Genomic DNA, 24,901 nt, shown 5'->3' with positions numbered 1-24,901 from the left:
GTCTTATGTGGGCGCTCACGATCGACCAGATCGACAGCCGGCGCGTCGGTGATCGCGTCGAGCCGTTCCTCGCGCGTGTGCACCGCCGGCTCGACGACCTCGGGGCGGGCATGCATGTCGTCCGGGCGTTCGAGCGCACGGTCGGCGACGAGGTGCAGGGGCTCCTGTCCGATGCTGCGCTGGTCGTCGACCTCGCCCTGGACGTCGTCCGGCACGGGGGGTGGAGCGTGGGCATCGGCGCGGGGGAAGTCGACGAGCCGCTGCCGTCGTCGACGCGCGCCGCGACCGGCTCGGCGCTCCTGCTCGCGCGCGACTCGGTCGAGGCGGCGAAGCGGCGGTCGCGCCCCGTCCCGCTCGCGGTGCGGGGAGTCGACGAGGCCGCTGCCGCCGACGCGGAGGGGGTGCTCGTGCTCCTCGCGGCCACGGCTGGGCGGCGGTCCGTCGCCGGCTGGGCCGTGGTCGATGCCGTACGGGCGACACCGGGACTTCGGCAGGAGGAGGTCGCGGAGCGGCTCGGCATCACGCAGCAGGCCGTGAGCCAGCGGCTGCGGACGGCGCTCTGGCACGAGGAGCAGGCCGCCCGTCCGGCCGCGGCGCGGTTGCTCGCCCTTGCCGCCGCCCCGCCGACCACCGGGCGTCGCGTCCTGTGACGTCGGCGCCGAAGCCGGCGTCGGGACGAGAGCGGAGCTCGGGCTGCGCTCCTCGCACGCCCGGAGCCGGTACGGTCGGGGCCGCCGGCGCCTCGCCGGCGACGGTCGAGAGGGAGCGCGCATGACCCCGGTCCTCCAGCTGCTCGTCGTGGTCGCGATGCTCGCCGTGAGCGTCTTCGGCGGCTGGGTGCTCACGTCGGGGGTGCTCCGGCTCGCAGGGCGGTCCTCGGATGCGGGGACCCCCGACGGCGGCCCGGGGCCGGGCGGCGCGGGTGACGGTTCCGGCGGTCCCGCACCCGACTCGGTCAGCGACGGGCCCGACGGCGAGCGGGCGCGTGCCGCGCTGCGCGGCGGGACGTGGATCGGCGTGCTCGAGCGGTTCGCGGTCACGGGGCTGGTGCTCGTGGGGGAGAACGAGGGAGTCGCGCTCGTGCTCGCGGTCAAGGGTCTCGGGCGCTACCCCGAGCTGCGGGAGAACCCGGGCGCGTCCGAGCGGTTCGTCATCGGGACGCTCGCCTCGCTGCTGTGGGCGGGGATCGTCGGCTACGCGGGACGCGTGCTGCTGTTCGTCTGAGGCGCCGGGCGCCGGCCCGGTGCCCCGGGTCCGGTGCCACGGGTGCGGGGGAGCGCACGGTAGGATGGTCGGCGGTCTTGCCGCGCCCGGCGTCTCGCGACGCCTGCAGCCGGCACGCAGATTCTCAACTCGACAGGAAGCAGCGATCGTGGCGACCACCAACGACCTGAAGAACGGCACCGTGCTGAAGATCGACGGCCAGCTCTGGACCGTCGTGGAGTTCCAGCACGTCAAGCCCGGCAAGGGTGGCGCGTTCGTCCGCACCAAGCTCAAGAACGTCCTGTCCGGCAAGGTCGTCGACAAGACGTTCAACGCGGGCCTCAAGGTCGAGACGGCCAACGTCGACAAGCGCGACATGCAGTACCTGTACAAGGACGGCACCGACTTCATCTTCATGGACACCGCGACGTTCGACCAGCTGCCCGTCGCCGAGGCGACGGTCGGCGACGCCGCGAACTTCCTGCTCGAGAACCAGAGCGCGCTCGTCGCGACGAACGAGGGCGTGCCGCTCTACGTCGAGCTGCCCCCGTCGGTCGTCCTCGAGATCACGTACACCGAGCCGGGGCTCCAGGGCGACCGTTCGACCGGCGGCACCAAGCCGGCGACCCTCGAGACGGGCTACGAGATCCAGGTCCCGCTGTTCCTCGAGGCGAACACGCGCGTCAAGGTCGACACCCGGGACGGCAGCTACCTCGGCCGCGTGAACGACTGACGTGGGTGCCCGGACCAAGGCGCGCAAGCGCGCGCTCGACGTGCTCTTCGAGGCCGAGCAGCGGGGGATCGACCCCGTGACGCTGCTCGGCACGCGCATCGCGGAGCCCGGCACCGAGGCGGCCCTCCCGCAGTACTCGGTCGAGCTGGTCGAGGGCGTGACGGCCGAGCGGGTCCGCATCGACGAGCTCATCTCGACGCACGCGCACGGCTGGACCATCGAGCGGATGCCCGCGGTCGACCGGGCGCTGCTGCGCCTCGGGTCGTGGGAGATCCTCTACAACGACGACGTGCCCGACGCGGTCGCCGTCGACGAGGCCGTCGAGCTCGCCCGCAGCCTCTCGACCGACGAGTCGCCCACGTTCATCAACGGCCTCCTGGGCCGGATCGTGGACCTCAAGCCGACGCTGCTCGCCTGACAGCACGCACGACCCGCGCGGCCGCGACGGCCCCGGTGACCCCGTCCCGCTCTGCGGATCGCGCGGTCGCCGGGGCCGTCCCGCGTCTGCGGCCACCGCGCGATCCAATAACGGAAACACGCGCCGCCCAAGCGCCGGACAGGCGACAAGCCCAGCCGGGGACCACGGGGGTCGGGGCGTCGACTCCATGCCCGGCGCATCCGGGAGCTCGGCGCACCCGACAGGTCCGGCGAGCGGGCAGCGACTCCGACCGCCGGGGGTGAGGGCGTGCATCGGCCCAGGCCCGGGCGCGGCGCCCCGACGAGGCGCACGTCCCGGGTGGGCACGCCGCCCGAGGCGGTCAGAGCACCCGCACCGGCCGACGCCCGCGCGGACGCGGCCGGGGACCGCGCACGGGCAGCGTGGCGGAGGCGCGCCCGAGCAGGTTGCCCTGCACGCGGGGCACGCCGAGCTCCGCGAGCGCCGTGAGCTCGGACGCCCGCTCGACGCCCTCGGCGACCACGTCGAGGCCGTGCGCGTCGGCGAGCGCCAGGATGGCGCGCAGCACGGCCTTGCCGCGACGCGTGCGGATCTCACGGACGAACGCTTGGTCGATCTTCAGCACGTCGACAGGGAGCGTCGCGAGCCGGGACAGCGAGCTGTAGCCGGTGCCGAAGTCGTCGATCGCGATCTTGACCCCGCGCCGGCGCAGCTCCGCGAGCGTCCCGGCCGCGGCGGCGCTGTCGTCGAGCAGCGCGCTCTCGGTGACCTCGATCGTGAGCTGGGTCCAGGCGCCGTCGCCCCACGAGCGCTCGACGTGCCGCAGGAAGTCGGGCTCGGCGAGCTGGCGCGCGGCGACGTTGACCGCGACGGGCAGCCGGAACTTCTCGTACCCCGCGCGCGAGCTCGCGAGCAGCGCCTGGCCGATGGGGACGATGAGGCCGGACTCCTCGGCGAGCGGGAGCCAGTCGGACGGCATGAGCACCTGGCCGCCGCGCGTCCACCGGGCGAGCGACTCGAGGCCGACGACCTCGAGCGTGACCGTGTCGACGATGGGCTGGTAGTGCGCCTCGAACTCGCCGTCGGCGACGCCCTCGTCGAGCGCCCGGCGCAGCTGCGTCTCGGCGTTGACGCGGTTGCGGAGCTCCCGGCCGAAGAAGACGACGCCGGCGCGCGTGCGCTTGGCCTCGAGCATCGCGGTGTCGGCGTGCTGCAGGAGCTGGTCGGGGGCCACGGTCTCGCCCGGCTCGCGCACGGCGACGCCGACGGTGAGCCGCGGGGGGTTCTGCTCGGGCGAGGTCCCGCCGAAGCCGGCCCGCAGCTCGCGCCCGAACGCCATGAGGTCGTCGTAGGTGCCGGCGCGGGGGATCACGGCGACGAACTCGTCGCCGCCCAGCCGGGCGACCGTCGTCCCGGGGGGAGCCGCGGAGCGCAGGTGGTCCGCGACCTGCACGAGGAGCTGGTCGCCCCAGGCATGCCCGTGGTGGTCGTTCGCGCGCTTGAACCCGTCGAGGTCGCAGTACACGAGCGCGACGCGGGTCCGCTCGACGTCGGCCTGGTCGAGCGCCTCGGCGAGGTGCTGGTCGAGCGCGTGCCGGTTGGGCAGGTGCGTGAGCGAGTCGGTGAACGCCGCCTGGCTGAGCCGGGACGCGAGCGCGTGGCGTTCGGCCGCCGCGGAGACGATCTGCGCCAGGTCCATCAGGAAGCCGCGCTCGCGCGTGCTCCCGGCGTCGTGCTCGACGGAGAAGAGCTCGGTGACGAACCGGCCCCGCGCGAGGGGGCGCAGCGAGCCCTCGATCGTCGGGTCGTCGAGCAGGCGGCGGCTCTCCTCGCGGGCCCGCAGGAGCAGCGCCTCGGGGTCCTTGATGAACCAGGCCGCGTTCGCGATGCGGGCGACGGCGTCGCGCATCTCGTTCTGGCGCACGGCGTCGCCCTGCGCGCGGCGGAGCCGGTCGAGCCCGAGCACCTCGAGGCCGAGGCCGAGGGGCAGCGCCCACATGGTGGCGAAGCCCTCGGCGGTCGCACGGTCCGCGACGAGGTGCGAGGCGACGAGGAGCGCGACGGACACGATCCCGGACGCGAGCAGCAGGATCCCGACCGGCGTGATGCGCAGCTTGCCGACCGCGCGCACCACGTAGAGCGCGACGACGACGACGGGGGCGAGGAAGGTCGCGGCGTCGAACGGGCCGTACACGGGCAGGCCCTGGACGTACGAGTGGGTCATGACGACGTCGGTCGTGACCCACAGCACCGCGCGGACCAGGCCGAACGCGCCCGCGACCAGCACGTAGCGCCGCACGGGCGGGCCGGCGGCGTAGGCGCGCGTCGCGGGCAGCGCGAGGAGCACGACGGCCACGAAGAGCTGGGCGCGCACGAACAGCAGCACCGAGCCCGTGGTGCCCTCGGGCGCCATGGCGAGCAGCCCGTTCGCGACGAAGCCGAGCGCGAGCACCGCCGACCACAGCAGCGTCCACTTGGCGCCGGCCTGCCTCAGCTCGCCGCGCCACCAGACCCACTGGAGCACGCACGAGCCACCCAGCACGCCCGCGAGGAAGAACTGGAGAGCCGCCGGCCAGGTCGAGGCGGTTCCGTCCATGTCGAGTTGATCGGCCGTCCAAGGGCTGGGGGTGAGTCGGCAACCGGGTGATCGACGCCACGGACGGTGGAAACGTGGACAGCCCGGCCGCTCGCGCGACGCCACGGTAAGGTCGGCGCCTGACAGACATTCCTTTAAGGCCCGTCCTGTGAGGCGGGGAAGGAGGTCGCCGGATGAGCTCTGGCACCGCTGTGCCGGCCGACGGCACACCCACCGGGGCGGCTCGCACCGAGCCCGCCCCCGCAGCCCCCGACGCGACGGTCGTCCTCGGCCCCCCGGAGATCTCCCGGGCGCTGACGCGCATCGCGCACGAGATCCTCGAGCGCAACCGCGGCGGCTCGCGCCTCGTCCTGCTCGGCATCCCGACCCGCGGCCTGCCGCTCGCGCATCGGCTGGCCGCGCGCCTCGCCGACGTCGAGCCCGGCCTGGACGCCGCGGCGCTCGTCGGCAGCCTCGACGTGACGATGCACCGCGACGACCTCGCGCACCACCCGACCCGCGCGATCGGCGCGACCGACCTGCCCGCGGCGGGGATCGACGGCAAGGTCGTCGTCCTGGTCGACGACGTGCTGTTCTCGGGCCGGACGATCCGCGCCGCGCTCGACGCGATCAGCGACCTCGGCCGGCCCGCCGCGGTCCAGCTCGCCGCGCTCGTCGACCGCGGGCACCGCGAGCTGCCGATCCGCGCGGACTACGTCGGCAAGAACCTGCCGACGTCGACGTCGGAGCGCGTGCGCGTGCTGCTCGAGGAGACCGACGGCCGCGACGCCGTCCTCATCGAGGGGGCGCGATGAAGCACCTGCTCTCCGCGGGCGACCTCAGCCGCGACGAGGCGGTCCGGGTGCTCGACACGGCCGCGCAGATGGCCGCGACCCAGGCGCGCGAGATCAAGAAGCTCCCGACGCTGCGCGGGCGCACGGTCGTCAACCTGTTCTTCGAGGACTCGACGCGCACCCGCATCTCGTTCGAGACGGCCGCCAAGCGGCTCTCGGCCGACGTCATCAACTTCTCGGCGAAGGGGTCGAGCGTCTCGAAGGGCGAGTCGCTCAAGGACACCGCGCTCACGCTCCAGGCGATGGGCGCCGATGCGGTCGTGATCCGGCACCACGCGTCGGGCGCCCCGCACACGCTGGCCCGCTCGGGCTGGACGCAGGGCGCCGTCGTGAACGCGGGCGACGGGACGCACCAGCACCCGACGCAGGCGCTGCTCGACGCGTTCACCATGCGCCGCCACCTCGTGGGTGACGGCGGCCGCGCGGACGTGGCGGGCCGCGACCTGGGGGGCGTGCGCGTGGCGATCGTCGGCGACGTGCTGCACAGCCGGGTCGCGCGCTCCAACGTCCAGCTCCTGCACACGCTCGGGGCCGAGGTCACGCTCGTCGCGCCGCCGACCCTCGTGCCCGTCGGGGTCGGCTCGTGGCCCGCGCGCGTGTCCTACGACCTCGACTCGATGCTCGCGGACGGACCCGACGCGGTCATGATGCTGCGGGTCCAGCGCGAGCGGATGTCGACCTCGGGCGGCGGGTTCTTCCCGAGCCCGCTCGAGTACACGCGGAGCTACGGCCTCGACGCGCGCCGCATCGGGCTCCTGCCCGAGCACGCGATCGTCATGCACCCCGGGCCGATGAACCGCGGCCTGGAGATCTCGGCCGACGCCGCCGACTCCGACCGCGCCGTCATCGTCGAGCAGGTCTCGAACGGTGTCGCGGTCCGGATGGCGGTCCTCTACCTGCTGCTCGCGGGGGAGACGACGAACGTGAAGGTGGACGGCAAGTGACGACGTACCTGCTCCGCTCGGTCGCACCGCTCGGCGGCGAGCCGGTGGACGTGCTGCTCGCGGACGGCGTGGTCGCGGCGATCGGCCCCGACGCCGGTGCGCGCGCGGGCGAGGCGACGGTCGTCGAGGGGGAGGGGCTCGTCCTCCTGCCCGGGCTCGTCGACCTGCACACGCACCTGCGCGAGCCGGGCCGCGAGGACGCCGAGACCATCCGCTCGGGCACCCGCGCCGCCGCGGCCGGGGGCTTCACCGCGGTGCACGCCATGGCGAACACGACCCCGACGCAGGACACCGCGGGCGTCGTCGAGCAGGTGTGGCGGCTGGGCCGCGACGCCGGCTGGGCCGACGTGCACCCGGTCGGCGCGGTCAGCGTCGGCCTCGCGGGGGAGCACCTCGCCGAACTGGGCGCGATGGCGTCCTCCGCCGCACGCGTGCGGGTGTTTTCGGACGACGGGAAGTGCGTGCACGACCCGGTGCTGATGCGTCGCGCGCTGGAGTACGTCAAGGCGTTCGACGGCGTGATCGCCCAGCACGCGCAGGAGCCTCGGCTCACCGACGGCGCCCAGATGCACGAGGGTGTCGTGTCGAGCGAGATCGGCCTCGCGGGCTGGCCCGCGGTCGCCGAGGAGGCGATCATCGCCCGCGACGTGCTGCTCGCCGAGCACGTCGGCTCGCGCCTCCACGTGTGCCACCTGTCGACCGCCGGCTCGGTCGAGATCATCCGCTGGGCCAAGTCCCGCGGCATCGACGTGACCGCCGAGGTCACGCCGCACCACCTGGTGCTCACCGACGAGCTCGCGCGCGGCTACGACCCCGTGTTCAAGGTCAACCCGCCGCTGCGCACCGCCGAGGACGTCGAGGCGGTCCGCGCGGGCCTCGCGGACGGCACGATCGACATCGTCGCGACCGACCACGCGCCGCACACGCGCGAGGACAAGGACTGCGAGTGGGCTGCCGCGGCGTTCGGCATGACGGGGCTCGAGACGGCGCTGGCCGTCGTGCAGGAGACGATGGTCGACACCGGCCGACTGACCTGGGCCGACGTCGCGCGCGTCCTGTCCGCGGCGCCCGCAGCGATCGGCCGCGTCGAGGGCCAGGGTCGCCCGATCGCCGTCGGTGAGCCCGGGAACCTCGTCCTCGTCGACCCGTCGGCGCGTCGCACGGTCGAGCCCGCCGAGCAGGCGACCGCGAGCGGCAACTCCCCGTTCCGCGGCCGCGAGCTCCCGGGCCGGGTCGTCGCGACGTTCCTGCGCGGGCGTGCGACGGTGCTCAACGGCGTGCTGCAGGACGACGCGGACGGCTCACGCCGGGCGGCCGGACGGGGGGTGGGCGCCTGATGCGCGTGCTCCTCACCGTGCTGGTCATCGTCGCGCTCGTGCTGCTCGCGCTGTGGGGCATGCGCCGGGGCTGGAACAAGCGCCGGGCCGCGACGACCGCCGTCGTCCCCGCGTTGCCCGTCGCGCCCCCGGAGGGCGAGGGCCCGGGCACGCTCGGCCGCGCCCGCACCGAGCCGATCGAGGCGACCTACGTGTCCTCGACGCGCGCGGGGGACTGGCTCGACCGCGTGGTCGCGCACGACCTCGGGACCCGCAGCCCCGCGGTCGTCCAGGTCCGCGATGCGGGCGTGCTTGTGCGCCGCACCGGTGCGCGCGAGGTGTTCGTCCCCGCCGGCTCGCTGCGCGCGGTCGCCACCGCCCCCGGGCAGGCCGGCAAGTTCGTCGGCCGCGACGGGCTCGTCGTCCTGACGTGGCGCACCGGACCCGACGACGAGCGCGGCCTCGACACCGGCCTGCGCGTGCGACGACGGGCCGACCGGGCCCGCCTGGTCGCCGCCGCCACGACCCTGATCTCGCAGAACCCGCCGCCTGCCGCACCGCAGGCGCAGAAGGAGCAGTCATGACCGACGCAGTCCTGGTCCTCGAGGACGGGCGCACGTTCCACGGCGAGGCCTACGGCGCGCACGGGACCACCGTCGGGGAGGTCGTCTTCAACACCGGCATGACCGGCTACCAGGAGACGCTCACCGACCCGAGCTACCACCGCCAGATCGTGGTGATGACAGCGCCGCACATCGGCAACACGGGCGCCAACGACGAGGACCCGGAGTCGGGCCGCATCTGGGTCGCCGGCTACGTGGTCCGCGACCCCGCCCGCCGCGCGTCGAGCTGGCGCTCCGTGCGCACGCTCGACGAGGACCTCGCCGCCCAGGGCGTCGTCGGCATCTCCGGCATCGACACCCGGGCGCTGACCCGCCACCTGCGTGAGCGCGGCGTGATGCGCGCCGGGATCTTCTCGGCCGACGCGCTCACCGGCGACGCCGGCGTGCGCCGCTCCGACGACGAGCTGCTCGCGGTCGTGCTGGCCGCCCCGGCGATGCAGGGCGCCGACCTCGCCGGGGAGGTCACCACGAAGGAGGCCTACGTCGTCGAGGCGCTCGGCCCGGACGGGTCCCCGCTCGACGAGCCCGTCGCCACGGTCGCCGCGATCGACCTCGGCATCAAGGCCATGACGCCGCAGCGGCTCGCCGAGCGCGGCGTGCGGGTGCACGTGCTGCCGGCGAGCTCGACGATCGACGACGTGCTGGCCGCCGGCCCCGACGGCGTGTTCTTCTCGAACGGCCCGGGCGACCCCGGTGCGGCGACGCACGAGGTCGAGCTGCTCCGCGAGGTCCTCGACCGCCGGATCCCGTTCTTCGGCATCTGCTACGGCAACCAGATCCTCGGGCGCGCGCTCGGCTACGGCACCTACAAGCTCGGCTACGGGCACCGCGGCGTGAACCAGCCGGTGCTCGACCGCGCGACGGGCCGCGTCGAGATCACCGCGCACAACCACGGCTTCGCGGTCGACGCCCCGCTCGAGGGCGAGTCCGTGGCACCGCACGACGGCGGGCGCTACGGGCGCGTCGTCGTCTCGCACGTCGACCTCAACGACGACGTCGTCGAGGGCCTCGCCGCGCTCGACCTGCCGGCGTTCTCCGTCCAGTACCACCCCGAGGCCGCCGCGGGCCCGCACGACGCCGCGTACCTCTTCGACCGTTTCCTCGACCTCATGCGCGGTGCGCCCACGGGCGCCGACGTGCAGCTGAACCAGAAGGGTGCGGACGCCTGATGCCCCGCCGGACCGACCTCCACAGCGTCCTCGTCATCGGCTCCGGGCCGATCGTCATCGGCCAGGCCGCCGAGTTCGACTACTCGGGCACGCAGGCGTGCCGCGTGCTCAAGGAGGAGGGCCTGCGGGTCATCCTCCTCAACTCCAACCCGGCCACGATCATGACCGACCCGGAGTTCGCCGACGCGACCTACGTCGAGCCCATCACGACCGAGGTGCTGACCTCGATCATCGCCAAGGAGCGCCCCGACGCGGTCCTGGCGACCCTCGGCGGCCAGACGGCCCTGAACGCCGCGATCGCGCTCGACGAGGCCGGCGTGCTCGAGGAGTACGGCGTCGAGCTCATCGGCGCGAACATCGCCGCGATCCAGAAGGGCGAGGACCGCCAGCAGTTCAAGGAGGTCGTCGAGGTCTGCGGCGGCGAGAGCGCCGCGTCGGAGATCATCCACTCGGTCGACGAGGCGCTCGACGCCGCCGGGCGGCTCGGCTACCCGATGGTCGTGCGCCCGTCGTTCACGATGGGCGGGCTCGGCTCGGGCCTCGCGTACGACGAGACGGACCTGCGGCGCATCGTCGGGCAGGGCCTGCACTACTCGCCGACGTCGGAGGTCCTGCTCGAGGAGTCGATCCTCGGCTGGAAGGAGTACGAGCTCGAGCTCATGCGCGACCACGCGGACAACGTCGTGGTCGTCTGCTCGATCGAGAACGTCGACCCCGTCGGCGTGCACACCGGCGACAGCGTCACGGTCGCGCCCGCGCTGACCCTGACCGACCGCGAGTACCAGCGCATGCGCGACATCGGCATCGCGGTCATCCGCGAGGTCGGCGTCGACACCGGCGGCTGCAACATCCAGTTCGCGGTCGAGCCGGACACCGGGCGCATCGTCGTGATCGAGATGAACCCGCGCGTCTCGCGCTCGTCGGCCCTCGCGTCGAAGGCCACCGGCTTCCCGATCGCGAAGATCGCCGCGCGCCTCGCGATCGGCTACACGCTCGACGAGATCCCGAACGACATCACGGGCTCGACCCCGGCGTCGTTCGAGCCGACCCTCGACTACGTCGTGGTCAAGGTCCCGCGGTTCGCGTTCGAGAAGTTCCCCGCGGCCGACGCGACGCTCACGACCACCATGAAGTCGGTCGGCGAGGCGATGGCGCTCGGGCGCAACTTCACCGAGGCCCTCGGCAAGGCGATGCGCTCGATCGACCGCGCCGGCTCGGTGTTCCACTGGGACGGCGAGCCGCTCACGGGCGACCCGCTGGACGCGCTGCTCGCGACGATCTCGGTGCCGACCGAGCACCGGCTCATCGACGTGCAGCAGGTCCTGCGTGCGGGCGTCCCGCTCGAGGACGTCTACGCCCGCACCGGCATCGACCCCTGGTTCCTCGACCAGCTCGTGCTGGTCAACGAGGTCGCCGCGAAGACCGCCGACGCCCTCGAGCTCGACCGCGCCGTCCTCGTGCGCGCCAAGCGCCACGGGCTGTCCGACGCGCAGATCGGCGCGCTGCGCGGGATCGGCGAGGACGCGGTCCGCGCCGCCCGGTGGGAGGCCGGCGTCCGCCCGGTCTACAAGACGGTCGACACCTGCGCCGCGGAGTTCGCCGCGCTGACCCCGTACCACTACTCGGCGTACGACGACGAGACCGAGGTGCGTCCCCGCACGCGCCCCGCGGTGCTCATCCTCGGCTCGGGCCCCAACCGCATCGGGCAGGGCATCGAGTTCGACTACTCGTGCGTGCACGCCGCGCTGGCCCTCAAGGGCGAGTTCGAGACCGTCATGGTCAACTGCAACCCCGAGACGGTCTCGACCGACTACGACACCTCCGACCGGCTGTACTTCGAGCCGCTCACGTTCGAGGACGTGCTCGAGGTCTACGAGGCCGAGCTCGCCGTCGGGCCGGTCGAGGGCATCATCGTGCAGCTCGGCGGCCAGACGCCGCTGTCGCTCGCGCAGCGCCTCGCCGACGCCGGCCTGCCGATCCTCGGCACCCCGCCCGAGGCGATCGACGCCGCCGAGGACCGCGGCGCCTTCGGTGCGGTGCTCGAGGCGGCCGGGCTCCCGGCGCCGTCGTTCGGGACGGCCACGACGCTCGAGGGCGCGCGCGAGACGGCCCAGGGCATCGGCTTCCCGGTGCTCGTCCGCCCCTCCTACGTGCTCGGCGGGCGCGGCATGGAGATCGTGTACGACGACGCGCAGCTCACCGAGTACGTCGAGCGCGCGATCGCCGCCGCAGTCAACACCACGGGCCGCGGCACCGAGATCCCGCCGCTGCTCATCGACCGGTTCCTCGACGACGCCATCGAGATCGACGTCGACGCGCTCTACGACGGCACCGAGCTGTTCCTCGGCGGCGTCATGGAGCACATCGAGGAGGCCGGCATCCACTCCGGCGACTCCGCGTGCGTGCTGCCGCCCGTCACGCTGTCGCTGTCCGAGCTCGAGCGGATCCGCCGCTCGACCGAGGCCATCGCCAAGGGCGTCGGGGTCCGCGGCCTGCTCAACATCCAGTTCGCGCTCGTCTCCGACGTGCTCTACGTCCTCGAGGCCAACCCCCGGGCCTCGCGCACCGTGCCGTTCGTGTCCAAGGCGACCGGCGTCCCGCTCGCCAAGGCCGCCGCGCTCGTCATGACCGGCCACTCGATCGCGGACCTGCGCGCGTCGGGCGTCCTGCCGGCGACCGACGCGAGCGTGCTCGACCTCGACGCGCCCATCGCCGTCAAGGAGGCCGTGCTGCCGTTCAAGCGGTTCCGGACGCACGACGGCACGGTCGTCGACACGGTGCTCGGGCCGGAGATGCGCTCGACGGGCGAGGTCATGGGCTTCGACGTCGACTTCCCGACGGCGTTCGCGAAGTCCCAGGCCGCGGCGTTCGGCGGGCTGCCGACGTCGGGCACCGCGTTCATCTCGGTCGCCGACCGGGACAAGCGCTCGATCGTCTTCCCGGTCAAGCGGCTCGTCGAGCTCGGCTTCGAGATCCTCGCCACCGAGGGCACCGCCGCGGTGCTGCGCCGCAGCGGCATCGCCTCGCGCGTCGTCCGGAAGTTCTCGCGCGGCCGCGGTCCGGCGGGGGAGCCGACGATCGTCGACCTGATCTCCTCCGGCAGCGTCGACATCGTCGTGAACACCCCCTCGGGCCAGGGCGCGCGCGCCGACGGCTACGAGATCCGGGCCGCGACGACGGCCGCCGACACGGCGATCGTCACGACCGTGCAGCAGCTCGGGGCCGCGGTGCAGGGCATCGAGGCCGCGCTCGCCGGACCGTTCACCGTCACGAGCCTCCAGGAGCACGACGCGGCGACGCACGCGCGCCGTGCGGCGGCTGCGGCCGCTGCCGGAGCGGTGGCGGCGGCGGCGGGCGGGACGGGTGCGGGTGCGGGTGCGGGTGCGGGCACGGTGAGCGCGTGACCGCGCCGTTCGGTGCGCGTCTCGCGGCCGCCATGGACGTGTACGGCCCTTTGTGCGTCGGTCTGGACCCGCACCCCGGGCTTCTCCGCGACTGGGGCCTGGCGGACGACGTGGCGGGGCTGCGCGCGTTCAGCCACGGCGTGCTCGACGCCCTCGCGGGCAAGGTCGCGGCGCTCAAGCCGCAGTCGGCCCTCTACGAGCGGCACGGCGCGGCGGGCGTCGCGGTGCTCGAGGAGGTCGTCGCGGCGGGCCGGCGGACCGGCACCCTCGTGATCGTCGACGCCAAGCGCGGCGACATCGGCTCGACGATGGCCGGCTACGCCGACGCCTACCTGCGCGACGGCTCGCCGCTCGCCGGCGACGCGCTCACGGTGTCGCCGTACCTCGGCTTCGGGTCGCTCACGCCCGCGGTCGAGGCGGCCGCTGCGTCCGGGCGCGGGCTGTTCGTGCTCGCGCTCACGTCGAACCCCGAGGGTGCGTCGGTGCAGCACGCGACCGGGCCGGACGGGACCGCGGTCGCCGCCGCGGTGGCGGCGCAGGCCGCCGCGCTCAACGCCGCGGAGCTCGCGTCGACGGGCGGCACCCTGGGGTCGGTGGGCCTCGTCGTCGGCGCCACGACGGGCGACGCCGCCCAGCGCCTCGGGGTCGACCTGGAGGCCGTCCGCGGACCCCTCCTGGCCCCCGGTGTCGGGGCGCAGGGCGCGGGTGTGCCCGAGCTCGCGCGCGTCTTCGGGACCGCACGCCACGCCGTGCTCGCGTCGTCCTCGCGCGCGGTCCTCGCCGCCGGACCCGACCGGGCGTCGTTGCTGGCAGCGGCGCAGAACGCCGCCCGAGAGGCCGCGGGGGCGCTCCGCTGAGCGTCGCGTTGGCGGTCCCGCCCGGCGGTCGCTAGGTTCGGACCACGATCACATCCCGCGGACGAGAAGGTGACTCGAGTGGCTCTTCCCCCCTTGACCCCCGAACAACGCGCAGCAGCACTCGAGAAGGCGGCCGCGGCCCGGCAGGCTCGGGCCGAGGTCAAGAACCGACTCAAGTACTCTCAGGGCACGCTCTCCGAGGTGATCGCCCAGGGCCAGGCGGACGAGACGATCGGCAAGCTCAAGGTGCTCGCGCTCCTCGAGTCCCTGCCGGGCGTCGGCAAGGTCAAGGCGCGCGCCATCATCTCCGAGATCGGCATCTCCGAGACACGGCGCGTCCGAGGCCTGGGTCCGCACCAGGTCAAGGCGCTCGTCGACCGCTTCGGGTGAGCCCGGAGGCACGTACCGTGTGCCGCTGACCACCCGGATCCACGCACCAGGCCAGGAGCACCGCAGCACCCATGACGACGCCAGCCCGGCTCACCGTTCTCGCCGGACCGACCGCCGTCGGCAAGGGCACGGTCTCCGCCGACATCCGCGAGCGCTACCCCGAGATCTGGTTGTCCGTCTCCGCGACGACGCGTGAGCCGCGACCCGGCGAGGTCGAGGGCGTGCACTACCACTTCGTGTCCCCGGCCGAGTTCGACGCGATGGCCGAGGACGGGGAGCTGCTCGAGTGGGCCGTCGTGCACGGTCGCAACCGGTACGGCACGCCGCGACGCCAGGTCGAGGAGCGCCTCGCCGCGGGGGCGCCGGCACTGCTCGAGATCGACCTGCAGGGTGCCCGTCAGGTGCGCTCGACGATGCCCGGCGCGCGCTTCGTGTTCCTCGCACCGCCGTCGTTCGAGGAGCTCGAGCGCCGGCTCGTGGGCCGGGGCACCGAGGGGCCCGAGGAGCGGGAGCGCCGGCTGGCGACGGCGCGCGTCGAGCTCGCCGCCGAGCCCGAGTTCGACCACGTGATCGTCAACGACGACGTCCGGCGGGCGACCGACGAGCTGGTCCGGGTCATGGGACTGCCGACCAGGTAGACTGGCGTCAGTCCCACCCCTTCGTCTTTGCGGGAGTCCACCGTGTCCGGAACCGTCGCTGCACCCGTCGGCATCACCGACCCGCCCATCGACCAGCTGCTGGAGCGCGCCGACTCCAAGTACGCGCTCGTGATCTACGCCGCCAAGCGCGCGCGCCAGATCAACGCCTACTACTCCCAGCTCAACGAGGGCCTGCTCGAGTACGTCGGGCCCCTCGTCGAGACCCGCCCGCAGGAGAAGGCCCTCTCGATCGCGATGCGCGAGATCGACGGCGGGCTGCTGACCGTCGAGGCCACCGAGGGCTGACCTCGGTCTCGTCCCTCCCGGCGTCCCGACCATGCGGATCGTCCTCGGCGTCGCCGGCGGCATCGCGGCGTACAAGGCCGTGCTGCTCCTGCGCCTCCTCTCCGAGGCGGGGCACGACGTGCGCGTCGTGCCGACGGAGTCCGCGCTCGAGTTCGTGGGTCGCGCGACGTGGGAGGCCCTGTCCGGCGAGCCCGTGACGACGCGCGTGTTCGAGGACGTCGACCAGGTCCCGCACGTGCGGCTCGGCAAGACCGCCGACCTGGTCGTCGTCGCCCCCGCCACCGCGGACCTGCTCTCGCGGGCCGCGACCGGCCGGGCCGACGACCTGCTCACCGCGACGCTGCTCACGGCGCGCTGCCCGGTGCTGCTCGCCCCGGCGATGCACACCGAGATGTGGGAGCACCCGGCCACGCGCGCGAACGTCGAGACGCTGCGGGCGCGGGGCGTGCACGTGCTCGACCCGGACTCCGGCCGCCTCACGGGCGCGGACACCGGGCCCGGCCGGCTCCCGGAGCCCGAAGCCATCGCTGCGGCAGCCCTCGCGCTCGTGCGGACCGCGCCTCAGGACCTCGCCGGGCGGCACGTCGTCGTCTCGGCCGGCGGGACGCGCGAGCCGCTCGACCCGGTGCGCTACCTCGGCAACCGGTCCTCGGGCCGCCAGGGCTACGCGCTCGCGCGGGCGGCGGCGGCGCGGGGTGCCCAGGTGACCCTCGTCGCCGCGAACGTCACTCTGCCGGCTCCCGACGGCGTCGCCGTGGTCCCGGTCGAGACGTCCGCCGAGCTGCGGGACGCGGTGCGGGCCGCCGCCAAGGACGCCGACGTCGTGGTCATGGCGGCCGCGGTCGCCGACTTCCGGCCCGCGACGTCCGCCGAGACGAAGATCAAGAAGGACGCCGACGGCGCGACGCGGGCGCTCGAGCTCGTCCAGACGACCGACATCCTCGCGGAGCTGTCCGCGCCTCGGCTCCGGGCGGGCCAGCTCGTCGTCGGATTCGCCGCGGAGACCGGCGACGCCGAGGGCACGGTGCTCGACCACGGCCGCGCCAAGGCCCGGCGCAAGGGCGCCGACCTGCTCGTCGTCAACGCCGTCGGGGGCGGGCGGGGCTTCGGGACGGCCGACAACGACGTGACGATCCTCGACGGGAACGGCGACGTCGTGGCCGTCGCGGCGGGCTCGAAGGACGACGTCGCGCACGCCGTCTGGGACGCCGTTCTGCTCCGGGGCTGAGCGCGCGGCCAGTAACCTGTGCGCATGACCGAGCCTGACATGCGCCTGTTCACGTCCGAGTCCGTGACCGAGGGGCACCCCGACAAGATCTGTGACCAGATCTCCGACGCCATCCTCGACGCGATCCTCGAGCAGGACCCCACAGCCCGGGTGGCCGTCGAGACCATGGTCACGACCGGCCTGGTGCACGTCGCCGGCGAGGTGACCACGAGCGCGTACGTCGAGATCCCGCAGGTGGTCCGCGAGGTCGTCCGCGGCATCGGCTACACCTCCTCGCACATCGGCTTCGACGGCGACTCGTGCGGCGTGTCCGTCTCGATCGGGCAGCAGTCGCCCGACATCGCCCAGGGCGTCGACAAGGCGCTCGAGGTCCGCGTCGACTCGGGCGACCTCGACCCGCTCGACCTGCAGGGCGCAGGCGACCAGGGCCTCATGTTCGGGTACGCGAGCGACGACACCCCGAGCCTGCTGCCGCTGCCGATCTGGCTCGCGCACCGCCTCGCCGAGCGCCTGGCGGCCGTGCGCAAGGAGGGCGTCGTGCCGGGCCTGCGCCCCGACGGCAAGACCCAGGTGACCATCGGCTACGACGGCGACCGCGCGGTGCGCCTCGACACCGTCGTCCTGTCCACGCAGCACGACCCGGACGTGCACCTCGAGACGACCCTCGCGCCCGCTATCGCCGACCTCGTCGTCAAGCCGGTCGTCGCCGAGCTCGACCTCGACGTGAGCGACTTCCGCCTCCTCGTGAACCCGACGGGCACGTTCGTCGTCGGCGGGCCGCAGGGTGACGCGGGGCTCACCGGCCGCAAGATCATCGTCGACACCTACGGTGGCATGGCCCGTCACGGGGGCGGCGCGTTCTCGGGCAAGGACCCGTCGAAGGTCGACCGCTCGGCCGCCTACGCGATGCGGTGGGTCGCGAAGAACGTCGTCGCCGCCGGACTCGCGCGGCGCTGCGAGGTGCAGGTCGCGTACGCGATCGGCAAGGCGCACCCCGTCGGGCTGTACGTCGAGACGTTCGGCACGGGCACCGTCCCGGTCGGGCGCCTGACGGCCGCGATCCGCGAGGTGTTCGACCTGCGCCCGGCCGCGATCATCCGCGACCTGGACCTGCTGCGCCCGATCTACCAGCAGACGGCCGCGTACGGGCACTTCGGCCGCGACCTCGCCGACTTCACGTGGGAGCGCACGGACCGCACCGCCGACCTGATCAGCGCCGTCGGCTGACCTCGCTCGGGGCGCGTCCGGGCGCGCGTGCGTCATGGACGCGGGCCCGTGTGCGCGCGGGTCGTGGTGCCGGACGCGGGACCGCGCACGTGCGGCGTCGTGCCGGACGCAGGCCCGCGCACCCGTAGGCCGCGCCCGCGCGCCGCGCCCCGGAGCAGCCCACCTCGCGCCTCGGCGCGGCCACGCCCGCCCGCTCGGCCGTCACCCGGCCGGGCGGGCGGTCGTCGTCCGGGGAGCACAGCGCGCCGCTCGGCATGGTGGCGGCGGTGGCGGTGGGGCCGCGCGCGCCTGGACCGCCGCGGAGCCGCCGGTCGACCGGTGGACGACGCGGACCGCGGGGTCGGTGGCGGATGGTGAGATAGAGGCGTGGAGGCGACGGGCGGAGCAGCGGGGGAGCAGCTGACCCTCGCGGGGCTGCCGGAACCCGTGCTCGGCGGCCGGGGGCGGTCCGCGGCCCGGCGCCGGACCCCCGAGGGTCTCGAGCCCGCGGCGTCGCTGCCCGTCGCGCGCCTGTGCATCGACCTCCCGCCCGCGCACCTCGACCGGGTGTTCGAGTACCTCGTCCCGGAGCAGCTCTCGGCCGCCGCGGTCCCGGGCACGCGCGTCAAGGTGCGGTTCGGCCGCCAGGACGTCGACGGGTACGTGCTCGCGCGCACCCCGGACGCGGAGCACGACGGGGCCCTGCAGCCGCTGCGGCGCGTCGTGTCCGCGGAGCCGGTGCTCAGCGACGCGGTGGCGCGGCTCGCGCGCGCGGTCGCGGACCGGTACGCCGGGACGCTCGCCGACGTGCTGCGCCTCGCGATCCCTCCGAGGCACGCCCGGGTCGAGTCGGAGCCGGCGCCGCCCGGCGGTCCCGCGACGGGACTGCCGTCGGGCCCGGAGACCCCGTCGCCGGTGCACGGGCGCCTGTCCGGTGAGGCGTGGCTCCCGTACCGGGGTGGTCCGGCGTTCCTCCAGCACCTCGCCGCAGGCTCGGCGCCGCGCGCGGTGTGGACGGCGCTGCCGGGGCCGGTCGGCGCCCGCTGGCCGGACGCTGTTGCCCAGGCCGTCCAGGCCTGCCTCGTGTCCGGTCGCGGGGCGCTCGTCGTCGTCCCGGACGCGCGCGACGTCGCGCAGGTCTGCGAGGCGCTCGACCGCGCCGAGGTGCCCGCGTGCACGCCCGACGCGCCGGGCGGGTACGTCCGCCTCGCCGCCGAGGACGGCGCCGCCCCCCGGTACCGGGCGTTCCTCGCGGCGCTGCGCGGACGGGCCCGGGTCGTGGTGGGGACGCGCGCGGCGGCGTTCGCCCCGGTCGCCGACCTCGGGCTCGTCGTGTGCTGGGACGACGGCGACGACCTGCACGCCGAGCCGCGGGCCCCCTACCCGCACGTGCGAGAGGTCGTCCGGCTGCGCGCCGAGCTCGAGGACGCCGCGGTGCTGCTCGCCGCGCACGCCCGCAGCGTCGAGTCCCAGGCGCTCGTGGAAACCGGGTGGGCGCGCGAGGTGAGCGCCGACCGCGCGGTGCTGCGCGCCCGGACCCCGCGCGTGCGTGCGCTGACGTCCGTCGAGCTCGCGCGCGAGGGTGCCGCGGCGTCGGCGCGGCTTCCCGGCGAGGCGTGGCGGGCGATCCGCGAGCACCTCGCGCACGGGCCGGTGCTCGTCCAGGTGCCCCGCGCGGGCTACGTGCCGGCCGTCGCGTGCGGCCGCTGCCGTGCGCTCGCGCGCTGCACCGCGTGCCACGGGCCGCTGTCGCTCACGTCGGCCGACGGCGTCCCGCAGTGCGGGTGGTGCGGGCGGCTCGCGACGGAGTGGCGGTGCGCCGAGTGCGGCGCGGGCGCCCTGCGGTCGGTGCGCGTCGGCTCGGAGCGCACCGCGGAGGAGCTCGGCCGGGCGTTCCCGGGCGTGCCGGTGCGCTCCTCGGGTGCCCGGTCGGCGACGGGGGTCCTCGCGAGCGTGCCCGCCACCCCGGCGCTCGTCGTCGCCACGACGGGGGCCGAGCCGGTGTGCGACGCGGGCTACGCGGCCGGGGTGCTGCTCGACGCGGCGGTCGCGTCCGCGTCGACGTCGCTGCGCGGCGCGGAGGACGCGCTGCGGCGCTGGCTCGCCGCCGCGGCGCTCGTGCGGCCGAGCACCGACGGCGGGGTCGTCCTCCTCGTCGGCGACGGCGCGCCGCGCCCCACGCAGGCGCTCGTGCGGTGGGACCCCGCCGGGCTCGCCGCGCGCGAGCTCGCCGAGCGCCACGAGCTCGCGCTGCCGCCGTCCGTGCGGGTCGTCGCGGTCACGGGCGGGCGCGAGGCCGTGCGGGCGGTCCTCGCCCGGCTCGAGCTGCCTCCCGGCGCCGACGTGCTAGGTCCGGTGCCCGTCGACGAGGGCTCGGGCGTGGTGCGGTCGGGGGTCGCGTCCGGGCGCGGGCGGGCCGCGGCCGCGCCGGCGCAGGGCTCGTTCGAGCCGGAGGTGCGGGCGCTCGTGCGGGCGCCGGTCGCGGCGGGGGACGCGCTCGTGCGCACGGTCGCGGCGTCGGTCGCGGTGCGCAGCGCGCGGCGCGAGGGCGGCACGGTGCGCGTGCAGGTCGACCCGTCGGAGATGCTGTGAGCGTCCGGGGCGTCCGGGGCGTCCGGGGCGTCCAGGGCGAACGGGGCGTCCGGAGCGGCCCGGGGGCGCGGGGCGCGAGCGGCGTCGACGGCGCCGAGACCACGACCCTCGACCCGCGAAGGAGACACCCATGACCGCCGCGTCCGTCGAGGCCGTGGTCTTCGACCTCGGCAACGTGCTCGTCCGCTGGGACCCGTACGGCCCGTACGAGGGGCGCCTGCCCCGCGCGGACGTCGACGCGTTCTTCCGGGACGTCGACTTCCCGGCGTTCAACCACCTGCAGGACGCGGGACGGCCGTGGGCGCACGCGCGCGCCGACGTGCACGCCCGGCTGCCGCAGCACGTGCCGGCGCTCGACCTGTACGTCGAGCACTTCCGCGCCGCGCTGCCCGGGCCGGTGCCGGGCTCGGAGGAGCTCGTGCGCGACCTCGTCGCCCGCGGGGTGCGGGTGCTCGGCCTGACGAACTGGTCGGCGGAGACGTTCCACCACGCGGAGCCGGCGGCGCCCGCCGTGGGGCTGCTCGAGGGCGTGCTCGTCTCCGGCGAGGTCGGGATCGCCAAGCCGGACCCGCGCATCTACCGGCTGCTCGCGGAGCGGTTCGCGCTCGACCCCGCCCGGACCGTGTTCCTCGACGACAGCGCGGCGAACGTCGAGGCTGCGGCCGGCGAGGGGTTCGACGCGGTGCTCTTCACGACGGCGGCGGCGGCCCGTGCCGAGCTCGCCGCCCGCGGCGTCCGCGTCTGAGGCGGCCGTCGGGCGCCGCCTAGGATCGAGCCCATGCGCCTCCTCTTCGCCGGGACCCCGGACGTCGCCGTCCCGGCTCTCGACGCCCTGCTCGCCTCCCGGCACGACGTGGTCGCGGTGCTCAGCCGTCCCGACGCCCGCTCGGGACGCGGCCGCACGCTCGCGCCGAGCCCGGTCAAGCAGCGCGCGCTCGACGCCGGCCTCGAGGTGCTGACCCCGCGGTCCCCGCGCGACGCCGACTTCCAGGCGCGCCTCGCCGAGCTCGACGTCGACGCCGCCCCGGTCGTCGCGTACGGCGCGCTGCTGCCGCCCGCGGTGCTCGACGTCCCGCGGCACGGCTGGGTCAACCTGCACTTCTCGGTCCTCCCGGCGTGGCGCGGCGCTGCGCCCGTCCAGCACGCGCTCCTCGCGGGCGACGAGGTCACGGGGGCGAGCACGTTCCGGATCGAGGAGGGCCTCGACACCGGGCCGGTCTTCGGTGTCCTCACCGAGCAGATCCGCCCCCGCGACACCTCGGGCGACCTGCTCGGGAGGCTCGCCGTGGCCGGGGCGGGCCTGCTCGTGAGCACGCTCGACGCGATCGAGGACGGCATCCTGGCACCCGTCCCGCAGGCGTCCGAGGGGGTCAGCCACGCGCCGCGGCTCGAGGTCGAGGACGCCCGCGTGCGCTGGGAGCACCCCGCGTACGCGGTGGACCGCCGGGTGCGCGGCTGCACGCCGGCGCCGGGCGCCTGGACCCGCACCCCGGACGGCGCCCGTCTCGGGCTGGGCCCCGTCACTCCCGAGCCCGACGTGACCGACCTCGCGCCCGGTGAGCTGCGGGCGGCGAAGGACGCGGTGCTCGTGGGCACCGCGACGCACGCCGTGCGGCTGGGGGACGTGACCCCGGCCGGCAAGCGCACGATGCCGGCGGTCGACTGGGCCCGCGGTGCCCGCCCGGCGCACGGCACGGTGCTTGGCGCAGCCCTGGTGGAGCAGGCGTGAGCGGCGCGGGTGGCGCGGGCGAGCGACCCCGCGGCGGGGCGGACCGGCGCGACCGGCAGGGCCGCGAGCGCGGGGCCGCACGCGCCCAGGGCCGGGGCGCCCGGACGGCCGCCGCGCCGTCGGCCCGCCGGCGGGCGGGGGACCCGGCGCGCGGCGCGGCGTACGACGTGCTGCGGGCCGTCGACACGAGCGACTCCTACGCCAACCTCGTCCTGCCCCCGCTGCTGCGCGAGCGCCGGGTCGCGGGTCGGGACGCGGCGTTCGCGACCGAGCTCGCGTACGGGACCCTGCGGCTGCGCGGGCGCTACGACGCGGTGATCGAGCTGTGCGCGTCGCGCCCGGCCGCGTCGATCGACCCGCCCGTGCTCGACCTGCTGCGCCTCGGGATGCACCAGGTGCTCGGGATGCGCGTGCCCGCGCACGCCGCCGTCTCCGAGACCGTGGGCCTCGCGCGCGAGCGGGCCGGGACCGGCGCGTCGCAGTTCGTCAACGCGGTCCTGCGCGCGGCGTCCCGCGAGCCGCTGGACACGTGGCTCGAGCGCATCGCCGAGGCAGCGCAGCCCGCGGACGACACGACCCGCCTCGCCGTCACCGAGAGCCACCCGGCCTGGGTCGTGCGCGCGCTGCGCGAGGCCCTGGCGGGGTCGGGGCGCCCGGTCGCCGAGCTCGAGGACCTGCTGCGCGCGGACAACCAGGCACCGCAGGTCACCCTCGTCGCCCGGCCCGGCCTCGTCGACCCGGACGAGCTCGCCGCGGACGCCGGCGCACGCCCCGGGCGGTGGGCGCCGACCGCGCTCGTGCTCGAGGGCGGCGGCGACCCGGCGGCGCTGGCCGCGGTCCGGGACGCGCGGGCCGGCGTGCAGGACGAGGGCAGCCAGCTCGTGACGCTCGCGCTGACCGGTGCGCCGCTCGACGGGCCCGACGAGCGATGGCTCGACCTGTGCGCGGGGCCGGGCGGCAAGGCGGGGCTGCTCGGCGCGATCGCCGCGCAGCGCGGGGCCCGGCTCGTCGCCAACGAGGTCCAGCCGCACCGTGCGCGCCTCGTCGAGCAGGCCGTCGCGGGGCTGCCCGCCGGCGCGGTCGAGGAGGTCCGCACGGGCGACGGGCGCACCCTCGGGGCCGACGAGCCCGGTGCGTACGACCGCGTGCTCGTCGACGCGCCGTGCACGGGGCTCGGGGCGCTGCGCCGCCGCCCGGAGTCGCGGTGGCGGCGCAGCCCCGCCGACCTCGCGGGTCTGGCGGAGCTGCAGCGGGCCCTGCTGACGTCGGCGCTCGCCGCGGTCCGGGTCGGTGGCGTCGTCGCGTACGTCACGTGCTCCCCGCACCTCGCGGAGACCCAGCTCGTCGTCAAGGACGTCGTGCGCGCGCGGACGAGGGCGGGGGACGGCCTCGAAGTCCTCGACGCCCGCGCCGCCGTGCTGGCCGTCGCCCCCGGGATCGACCTGCCCGAGCGTGACGACGTGCAGCTGTGGCCGCACGTGCACGGCACCGACGCGATGCACCTGACCCTGCTGCGCCGCACGTCCTGACGGGCGCGGGTCCGCGTCGCGACCTCGGCGCGCGGACCCGTGCCCGCGTCGGACACCGTCGCGGCGGCGCACGCGTCCCTCGGGAGCCGGCGGGCGGCGCGGGAGGTGCCGCCCGGCCGCACGCTGCGCCGCGGCGTGACTACGCTGACCGGGTGCGCGCGCTGATCAACCCGAGCATCCTGTCCGCCGACTTCGCCAACCTCGAGCGTGACCTGGCCGCGATCGCGGGCGCCGACTACGCGCACGTCGACGTCATGGACAACCACTTCGTGCCGAACCTCACGATCGGGCTGCCCGTGGTGCAGCGGCTCGTCGAGGCCTCGCCCGTCCCGGTCGACGTGCACCTCATGATCGAGGACCCCGACCGGTGGGCGCCCGCGTTCGCCGAGGCCGGCGCGGCGTCCGTGACGTTCCATGCCGAGGCCGCCCAGGCGCCCGTCCGCCTCGCGCGCGAGCTGCGGTCCCTCGGGGCGCGCGCCGCGGTGGCCGTGCGGCCGGCGACGCCCGTCGAGCCGTACCTCGACCTGCTCGACGAGCTCGACATGATCCTCGTGATGACGGTCGAGCCGGGGTTCGGCGGCCAGTCCTTCATCGAGGGCACCCTGCCGAAGATCCGCCGCGCCCGTGCCGCGATCACCGCGGCCGGCGCGGACACGTGGATCCAGGTCGACGGCGGGGTGTCGCGCAGCACGATCGAGCGCGTCGCGGCCGCGGGGGCGAACGTGTTCGTCGCCGGGTCCGCGGTCTACGGGGCGGACGACGTCGCGGGCGAGATCGCGGCGCTGCGAGACCTCGCCGAGCAGGAACTGCGCTCCGCGGGGTGAGCGAGCGCGCCCGGGCGGGACGGTCCGGTGCGCGACGTGCGTGACGTGCGCGCGACGTCGGCGGCGGCCCGACCGGCCGTCCCGCGGCTCCCGTGCGCCCGAAACCGCGGCGTGTCGGCCCCCGGACACCCCGGCGGGCGGGAATGCGAGGTGTGCCATGATCGTTGCGCAGCAAGAACACGCACACACGTGCTCCGGGGTCGGTGCAATTCCGAGCCGGCGGTGACAGTCCGCGACCCGTGAGGCTCCTCGTGAGCCGAGCGGTTGACCTGGTGGAACTCCAGGACCGACGGTGAAAGTCCGGATGGGAGGAGACGTGGCGTGCGCGCGGCCGACGGTCGTGCGCACGTGGCAGCGGCGACCCCTGGGGTCGTCCTCCGCCGA

At 75.4% G+C, this 24,901-nt stretch carries 22 protein-coding genes and 1 riboswitch; of the genes, 21 read left to right on the top strand and 1 reads right to left on the bottom strand.

What is annotated here, in order from left to right:
- Positions 1-5: 5 nt before the first annotated feature.
- From CCE01nite_RS13685 to nusB, 4 genes are all read left to right on the top strand, one after another.
- Entirely contained in the window at positions 6-650 is a 645-nt protein-coding gene (locus CCE01nite_RS13685) for a sigma factor-like helix-turn-helix DNA-binding protein (RefSeq protein WP_034627324.1), read from the top strand.
- 121 nt (positions 651-771) lie between these two features.
- Positions 772-1,224, top strand: a complete 453-nt coding sequence (locus tag CCE01nite_RS13680; protein WP_034627322.1) for a hypothetical protein — start codon at positions 772-774, stop codon at positions 1,222-1,224.
- A gap of 148 nt (positions 1,225-1,372) precedes the next feature.
- Positions 1,373-1,936, top strand: a complete 564-nt coding sequence (gene efp / locus CCE01nite_RS13675) for an elongation factor P (protein ID WP_034627321.1) — start codon at positions 1,373-1,375, stop codon at positions 1,934-1,936.
- A 1-nt stretch (position 1,937) separates the two neighbouring features.
- Positions 1,938-2,354 carry a transcription antitermination factor NusB gene (nusB, locus tag CCE01nite_RS13670; RefSeq protein WP_034627315.1) on the top strand — a complete coding sequence of 139 codons (417 nt, stop codon included), beginning with the start codon at positions 1,938-1,940 and terminating at the stop codon, positions 2,352-2,354.
- A gap of 340 nt (positions 2,355-2,694) precedes the next feature.
- On the opposite strand, the gene CCE01nite_RS13665 is transcribed toward nusB, so the two are convergent.
- The gene (locus CCE01nite_RS13665; protein ID WP_034627374.1) at positions 2,695-4,929 is read right to left on the bottom strand and encodes a putative bifunctional diguanylate cyclase/phosphodiesterase; all 2,235 of its coding nucleotides are present in this window, start codon (positions 4,927-4,929) and stop codon (positions 2,695-2,697) included.
- Between the two features lie 173 nt (positions 4,930-5,102).
- Here CCE01nite_RS13665 and pyrR point away from each other — a divergent pair, with 173 nt between their 5' ends.
- The 17 genes from pyrR to rpe all read left to right on the top strand — a co-directional run bounded on the left by pyrR (position 5,103) and on the right by rpe (position 24,517).
- Positions 5,103-5,723, top strand: a complete 621-nt coding sequence (gene pyrR, locus CCE01nite_RS13660; RefSeq protein ID WP_034627313.1) for a bifunctional pyr operon transcriptional regulator/uracil phosphoribosyltransferase PyrR — start codon at positions 5,103-5,105, stop codon at positions 5,721-5,723.
- Positions 5,720-6,706, top strand: coding sequence for an aspartate carbamoyltransferase catalytic subunit (locus tag CCE01nite_RS13655; protein ID WP_034627310.1), 987 nt, complete (start codon positions 5,720-5,722; stop codon positions 6,704-6,706). Before pyrR ends, CCE01nite_RS13655 begins: the two co-directional genes overlap by 4 nt.
- Positions 6,703-8,043 carry a dihydroorotase gene (locus CCE01nite_RS13650; RefSeq protein ID WP_034627308.1) on the top strand — a complete coding sequence of 447 codons (1,341 nt, stop codon included), beginning with the start codon at positions 6,703-6,705 and terminating at the stop codon, positions 8,041-8,043. Before CCE01nite_RS13655 ends, CCE01nite_RS13650 begins: the two co-directional genes overlap by 4 nt.
- The gene (locus CCE01nite_RS13645; RefSeq protein WP_034627306.1) at positions 8,043-8,606 is read left to right on the top strand and encodes a PH-like domain-containing protein; all 564 of its coding nucleotides are present in this window, start codon (positions 8,043-8,045) and stop codon (positions 8,604-8,606) included. The genes CCE01nite_RS13650 and CCE01nite_RS13645 overlap by 1 nt, the downstream gene beginning before the upstream one ends.
- Positions 8,603-9,814 (top strand): glutamine-hydrolyzing carbamoyl-phosphate synthase small subunit, encoded by a 1,212-nt coding sequence (gene carA, locus CCE01nite_RS13640; protein WP_034627304.1) that lies wholly within the window; start codon positions 8,603-8,605, stop codon positions 9,812-9,814. The genes CCE01nite_RS13645 and carA overlap by 4 nt, the downstream gene beginning before the upstream one ends.
- Positions 9,814-13,218 carry a carbamoyl-phosphate synthase large subunit gene (carB, locus tag CCE01nite_RS13635; protein WP_052103800.1) on the top strand — a complete coding sequence of 1,135 codons (3,405 nt, stop codon included), beginning with the start codon at positions 9,814-9,816 and terminating at the stop codon, positions 13,216-13,218. Before carA ends, carB begins: the two co-directional genes overlap by 1 nt.
- Positions 13,215-14,075, top strand: coding sequence for an orotidine-5'-phosphate decarboxylase (gene pyrF / locus CCE01nite_RS13630; RefSeq protein ID WP_034627302.1), 861 nt, complete (start codon positions 13,215-13,217; stop codon positions 14,073-14,075). Before carB ends, pyrF begins: the two co-directional genes overlap by 4 nt.
- A gap of 78 nt (positions 14,076-14,153) precedes the next feature.
- Positions 14,154-14,465 (top strand): integration host factor, actinobacterial type, encoded by a 312-nt coding sequence (gene mihF / locus CCE01nite_RS13625; RefSeq protein WP_034627300.1) that lies wholly within the window; start codon positions 14,154-14,156, stop codon positions 14,463-14,465.
- A gap of 71 nt (positions 14,466-14,536) precedes the next feature.
- Entirely contained in the window at positions 14,537-15,103 is a 567-nt protein-coding gene (gmk, locus tag CCE01nite_RS13620) for a guanylate kinase (protein ID WP_034627297.1), read from the top strand.
- A gap of 42 nt (positions 15,104-15,145) precedes the next feature.
- Positions 15,146-15,409, top strand: a complete 264-nt coding sequence (gene rpoZ, locus CCE01nite_RS13615; RefSeq protein WP_034627292.1) for a DNA-directed RNA polymerase subunit omega — start codon at positions 15,146-15,148, stop codon at positions 15,407-15,409.
- A 31-nt stretch (positions 15,410-15,440) separates the two neighbouring features.
- A complete protein-coding gene (coaBC, locus tag CCE01nite_RS13610) occupies positions 15,441-16,637 on the top strand; it encodes a bifunctional phosphopantothenoylcysteine decarboxylase/phosphopantothenate--cysteine ligase CoaBC (protein ID WP_034627288.1) in 1,197 nt (398 codons plus the stop codon).
- 24 nt (positions 16,638-16,661) lie between these two features.
- Complete coding sequence (gene metK / locus CCE01nite_RS13605) at positions 16,662-17,864, top strand: methionine adenosyltransferase (protein WP_034627283.1); 1,203 nt, start codon at positions 16,662-16,664, stop codon at positions 17,862-17,864.
- A 366-nt stretch (positions 17,865-18,230) separates the two neighbouring features.
- Positions 18,231-20,435 carry a primosomal protein N' gene (locus CCE01nite_RS13600; RefSeq protein ID WP_141372593.1) on the top strand — a complete coding sequence of 735 codons (2,205 nt, stop codon included), beginning with the start codon at positions 18,231-18,233 and terminating at the stop codon, positions 20,433-20,435.
- A 130-nt stretch (positions 20,436-20,565) separates the two neighbouring features.
- Positions 20,566-21,180 (top strand): HAD family hydrolase, encoded by a 615-nt coding sequence (locus tag CCE01nite_RS13595; RefSeq protein WP_141372592.1) that lies wholly within the window; start codon positions 20,566-20,568, stop codon positions 21,178-21,180.
- Between the two features lie 33 nt (positions 21,181-21,213).
- Positions 21,214-22,164: a methionyl-tRNA formyltransferase gene (fmt, locus tag CCE01nite_RS13590; protein WP_141372591.1), complete on the top strand. Its 951-nt coding sequence runs from the start codon at positions 21,214-21,216 to the stop codon at positions 22,162-22,164.
- The gene (locus CCE01nite_RS13585) at positions 22,161-23,693 is read left to right on the top strand and encodes an RsmB/NOP family class I SAM-dependent RNA methyltransferase (protein ID WP_174774698.1); all 1,533 of its coding nucleotides are present in this window, start codon (positions 22,161-22,163) and stop codon (positions 23,691-23,693) included. The genes fmt and CCE01nite_RS13585 overlap by 4 nt, the downstream gene beginning before the upstream one ends.
- 152 nt (positions 23,694-23,845) lie before the next feature.
- Positions 23,846-24,517, top strand: coding sequence for a ribulose-phosphate 3-epimerase (gene rpe / locus CCE01nite_RS13580; protein WP_141372589.1), 672 nt, complete (start codon positions 23,846-23,848; stop codon positions 24,515-24,517).
- A gap of 185 nt (positions 24,518-24,702) precedes the next feature.
- Positions 24,703-24,837: riboswitch (FMN riboswitch) on the top strand.
- Positions 24,838-24,901 lie beyond the last annotated feature (64 nt).

Origin of the sequence: Cellulomonas cellasea (assembly GCF_006538745.1) — a bacterium.
GTDB lineage: Bacteria > Actinomycetota > Actinomycetes > Actinomycetales > Cellulomonadaceae > Cellulomonas_A > Cellulomonas_A cellasea.
This window is presented reverse-complemented; position numbering and strand designations above follow the sequence as displayed.

Bases quoted from the DNA above. Each gene is read 5' to 3' on its own strand.
- CCE01nite_RS13685 (WP_034627324.1), top strand. From the start codon at position 6: ATGTGGGCGCTCACGATCGACCAGATCGACAGCCGGCGCGTCGGTGAT.
- CCE01nite_RS13680 (WP_034627322.1), top strand. From the start codon at position 772: ATGACCCCGGTCCTCCAGCTGCTCGTCGTGGTCGCGATGCTCGCCGTG.
- CCE01nite_RS13665 (WP_034627374.1), bottom strand. From the start codon at position 4,929: ATGGACGGAACCGCCTCGACCTGGCCGGCGGCTCTCCAGTTCTTCCTC.
- pyrR (WP_034627313.1), top strand. From the start codon at position 5,103: ATGAGCTCTGGCACCGCTGTGCCGGCCGACGGCACACCCACCGGGGCG.
- CCE01nite_RS13655 (WP_034627310.1), top strand. From the start codon at position 5,720: ATGAAGCACCTGCTCTCCGCGGGCGACCTCAGCCGCGACGAGGCGGTC.
- CCE01nite_RS13645 (WP_034627306.1), top strand. From the start codon at position 8,043: ATGCGCGTGCTCCTCACCGTGCTGGTCATCGTCGCGCTCGTGCTGCTC.
- carA (WP_034627304.1), top strand. From the start codon at position 8,603: ATGACCGACGCAGTCCTGGTCCTCGAGGACGGGCGCACGTTCCACGGC.
- carB (WP_052103800.1), top strand. From the start codon at position 9,814: ATGCCCCGCCGGACCGACCTCCACAGCGTCCTCGTCATCGGCTCCGGG.
- gmk (WP_034627297.1), top strand. From the start codon at position 14,537: ATGACGACGCCAGCCCGGCTCACCGTTCTCGCCGGACCGACCGCCGTC.
- coaBC (WP_034627288.1), top strand. From the start codon at position 15,441: ATGCGGATCGTCCTCGGCGTCGCCGGCGGCATCGCGGCGTACAAGGCC.
- metK (WP_034627283.1), top strand. From the start codon at position 16,662: ATGACCGAGCCTGACATGCGCCTGTTCACGTCCGAGTCCGTGACCGAG.
- CCE01nite_RS13595 (WP_141372592.1), top strand. From the start codon at position 20,566: ATGACCGCCGCGTCCGTCGAGGCCGTGGTCTTCGACCTCGGCAACGTG.
- fmt (WP_141372591.1), top strand. From the start codon at position 21,214: ATGCGCCTCCTCTTCGCCGGGACCCCGGACGTCGCCGTCCCGGCTCTC.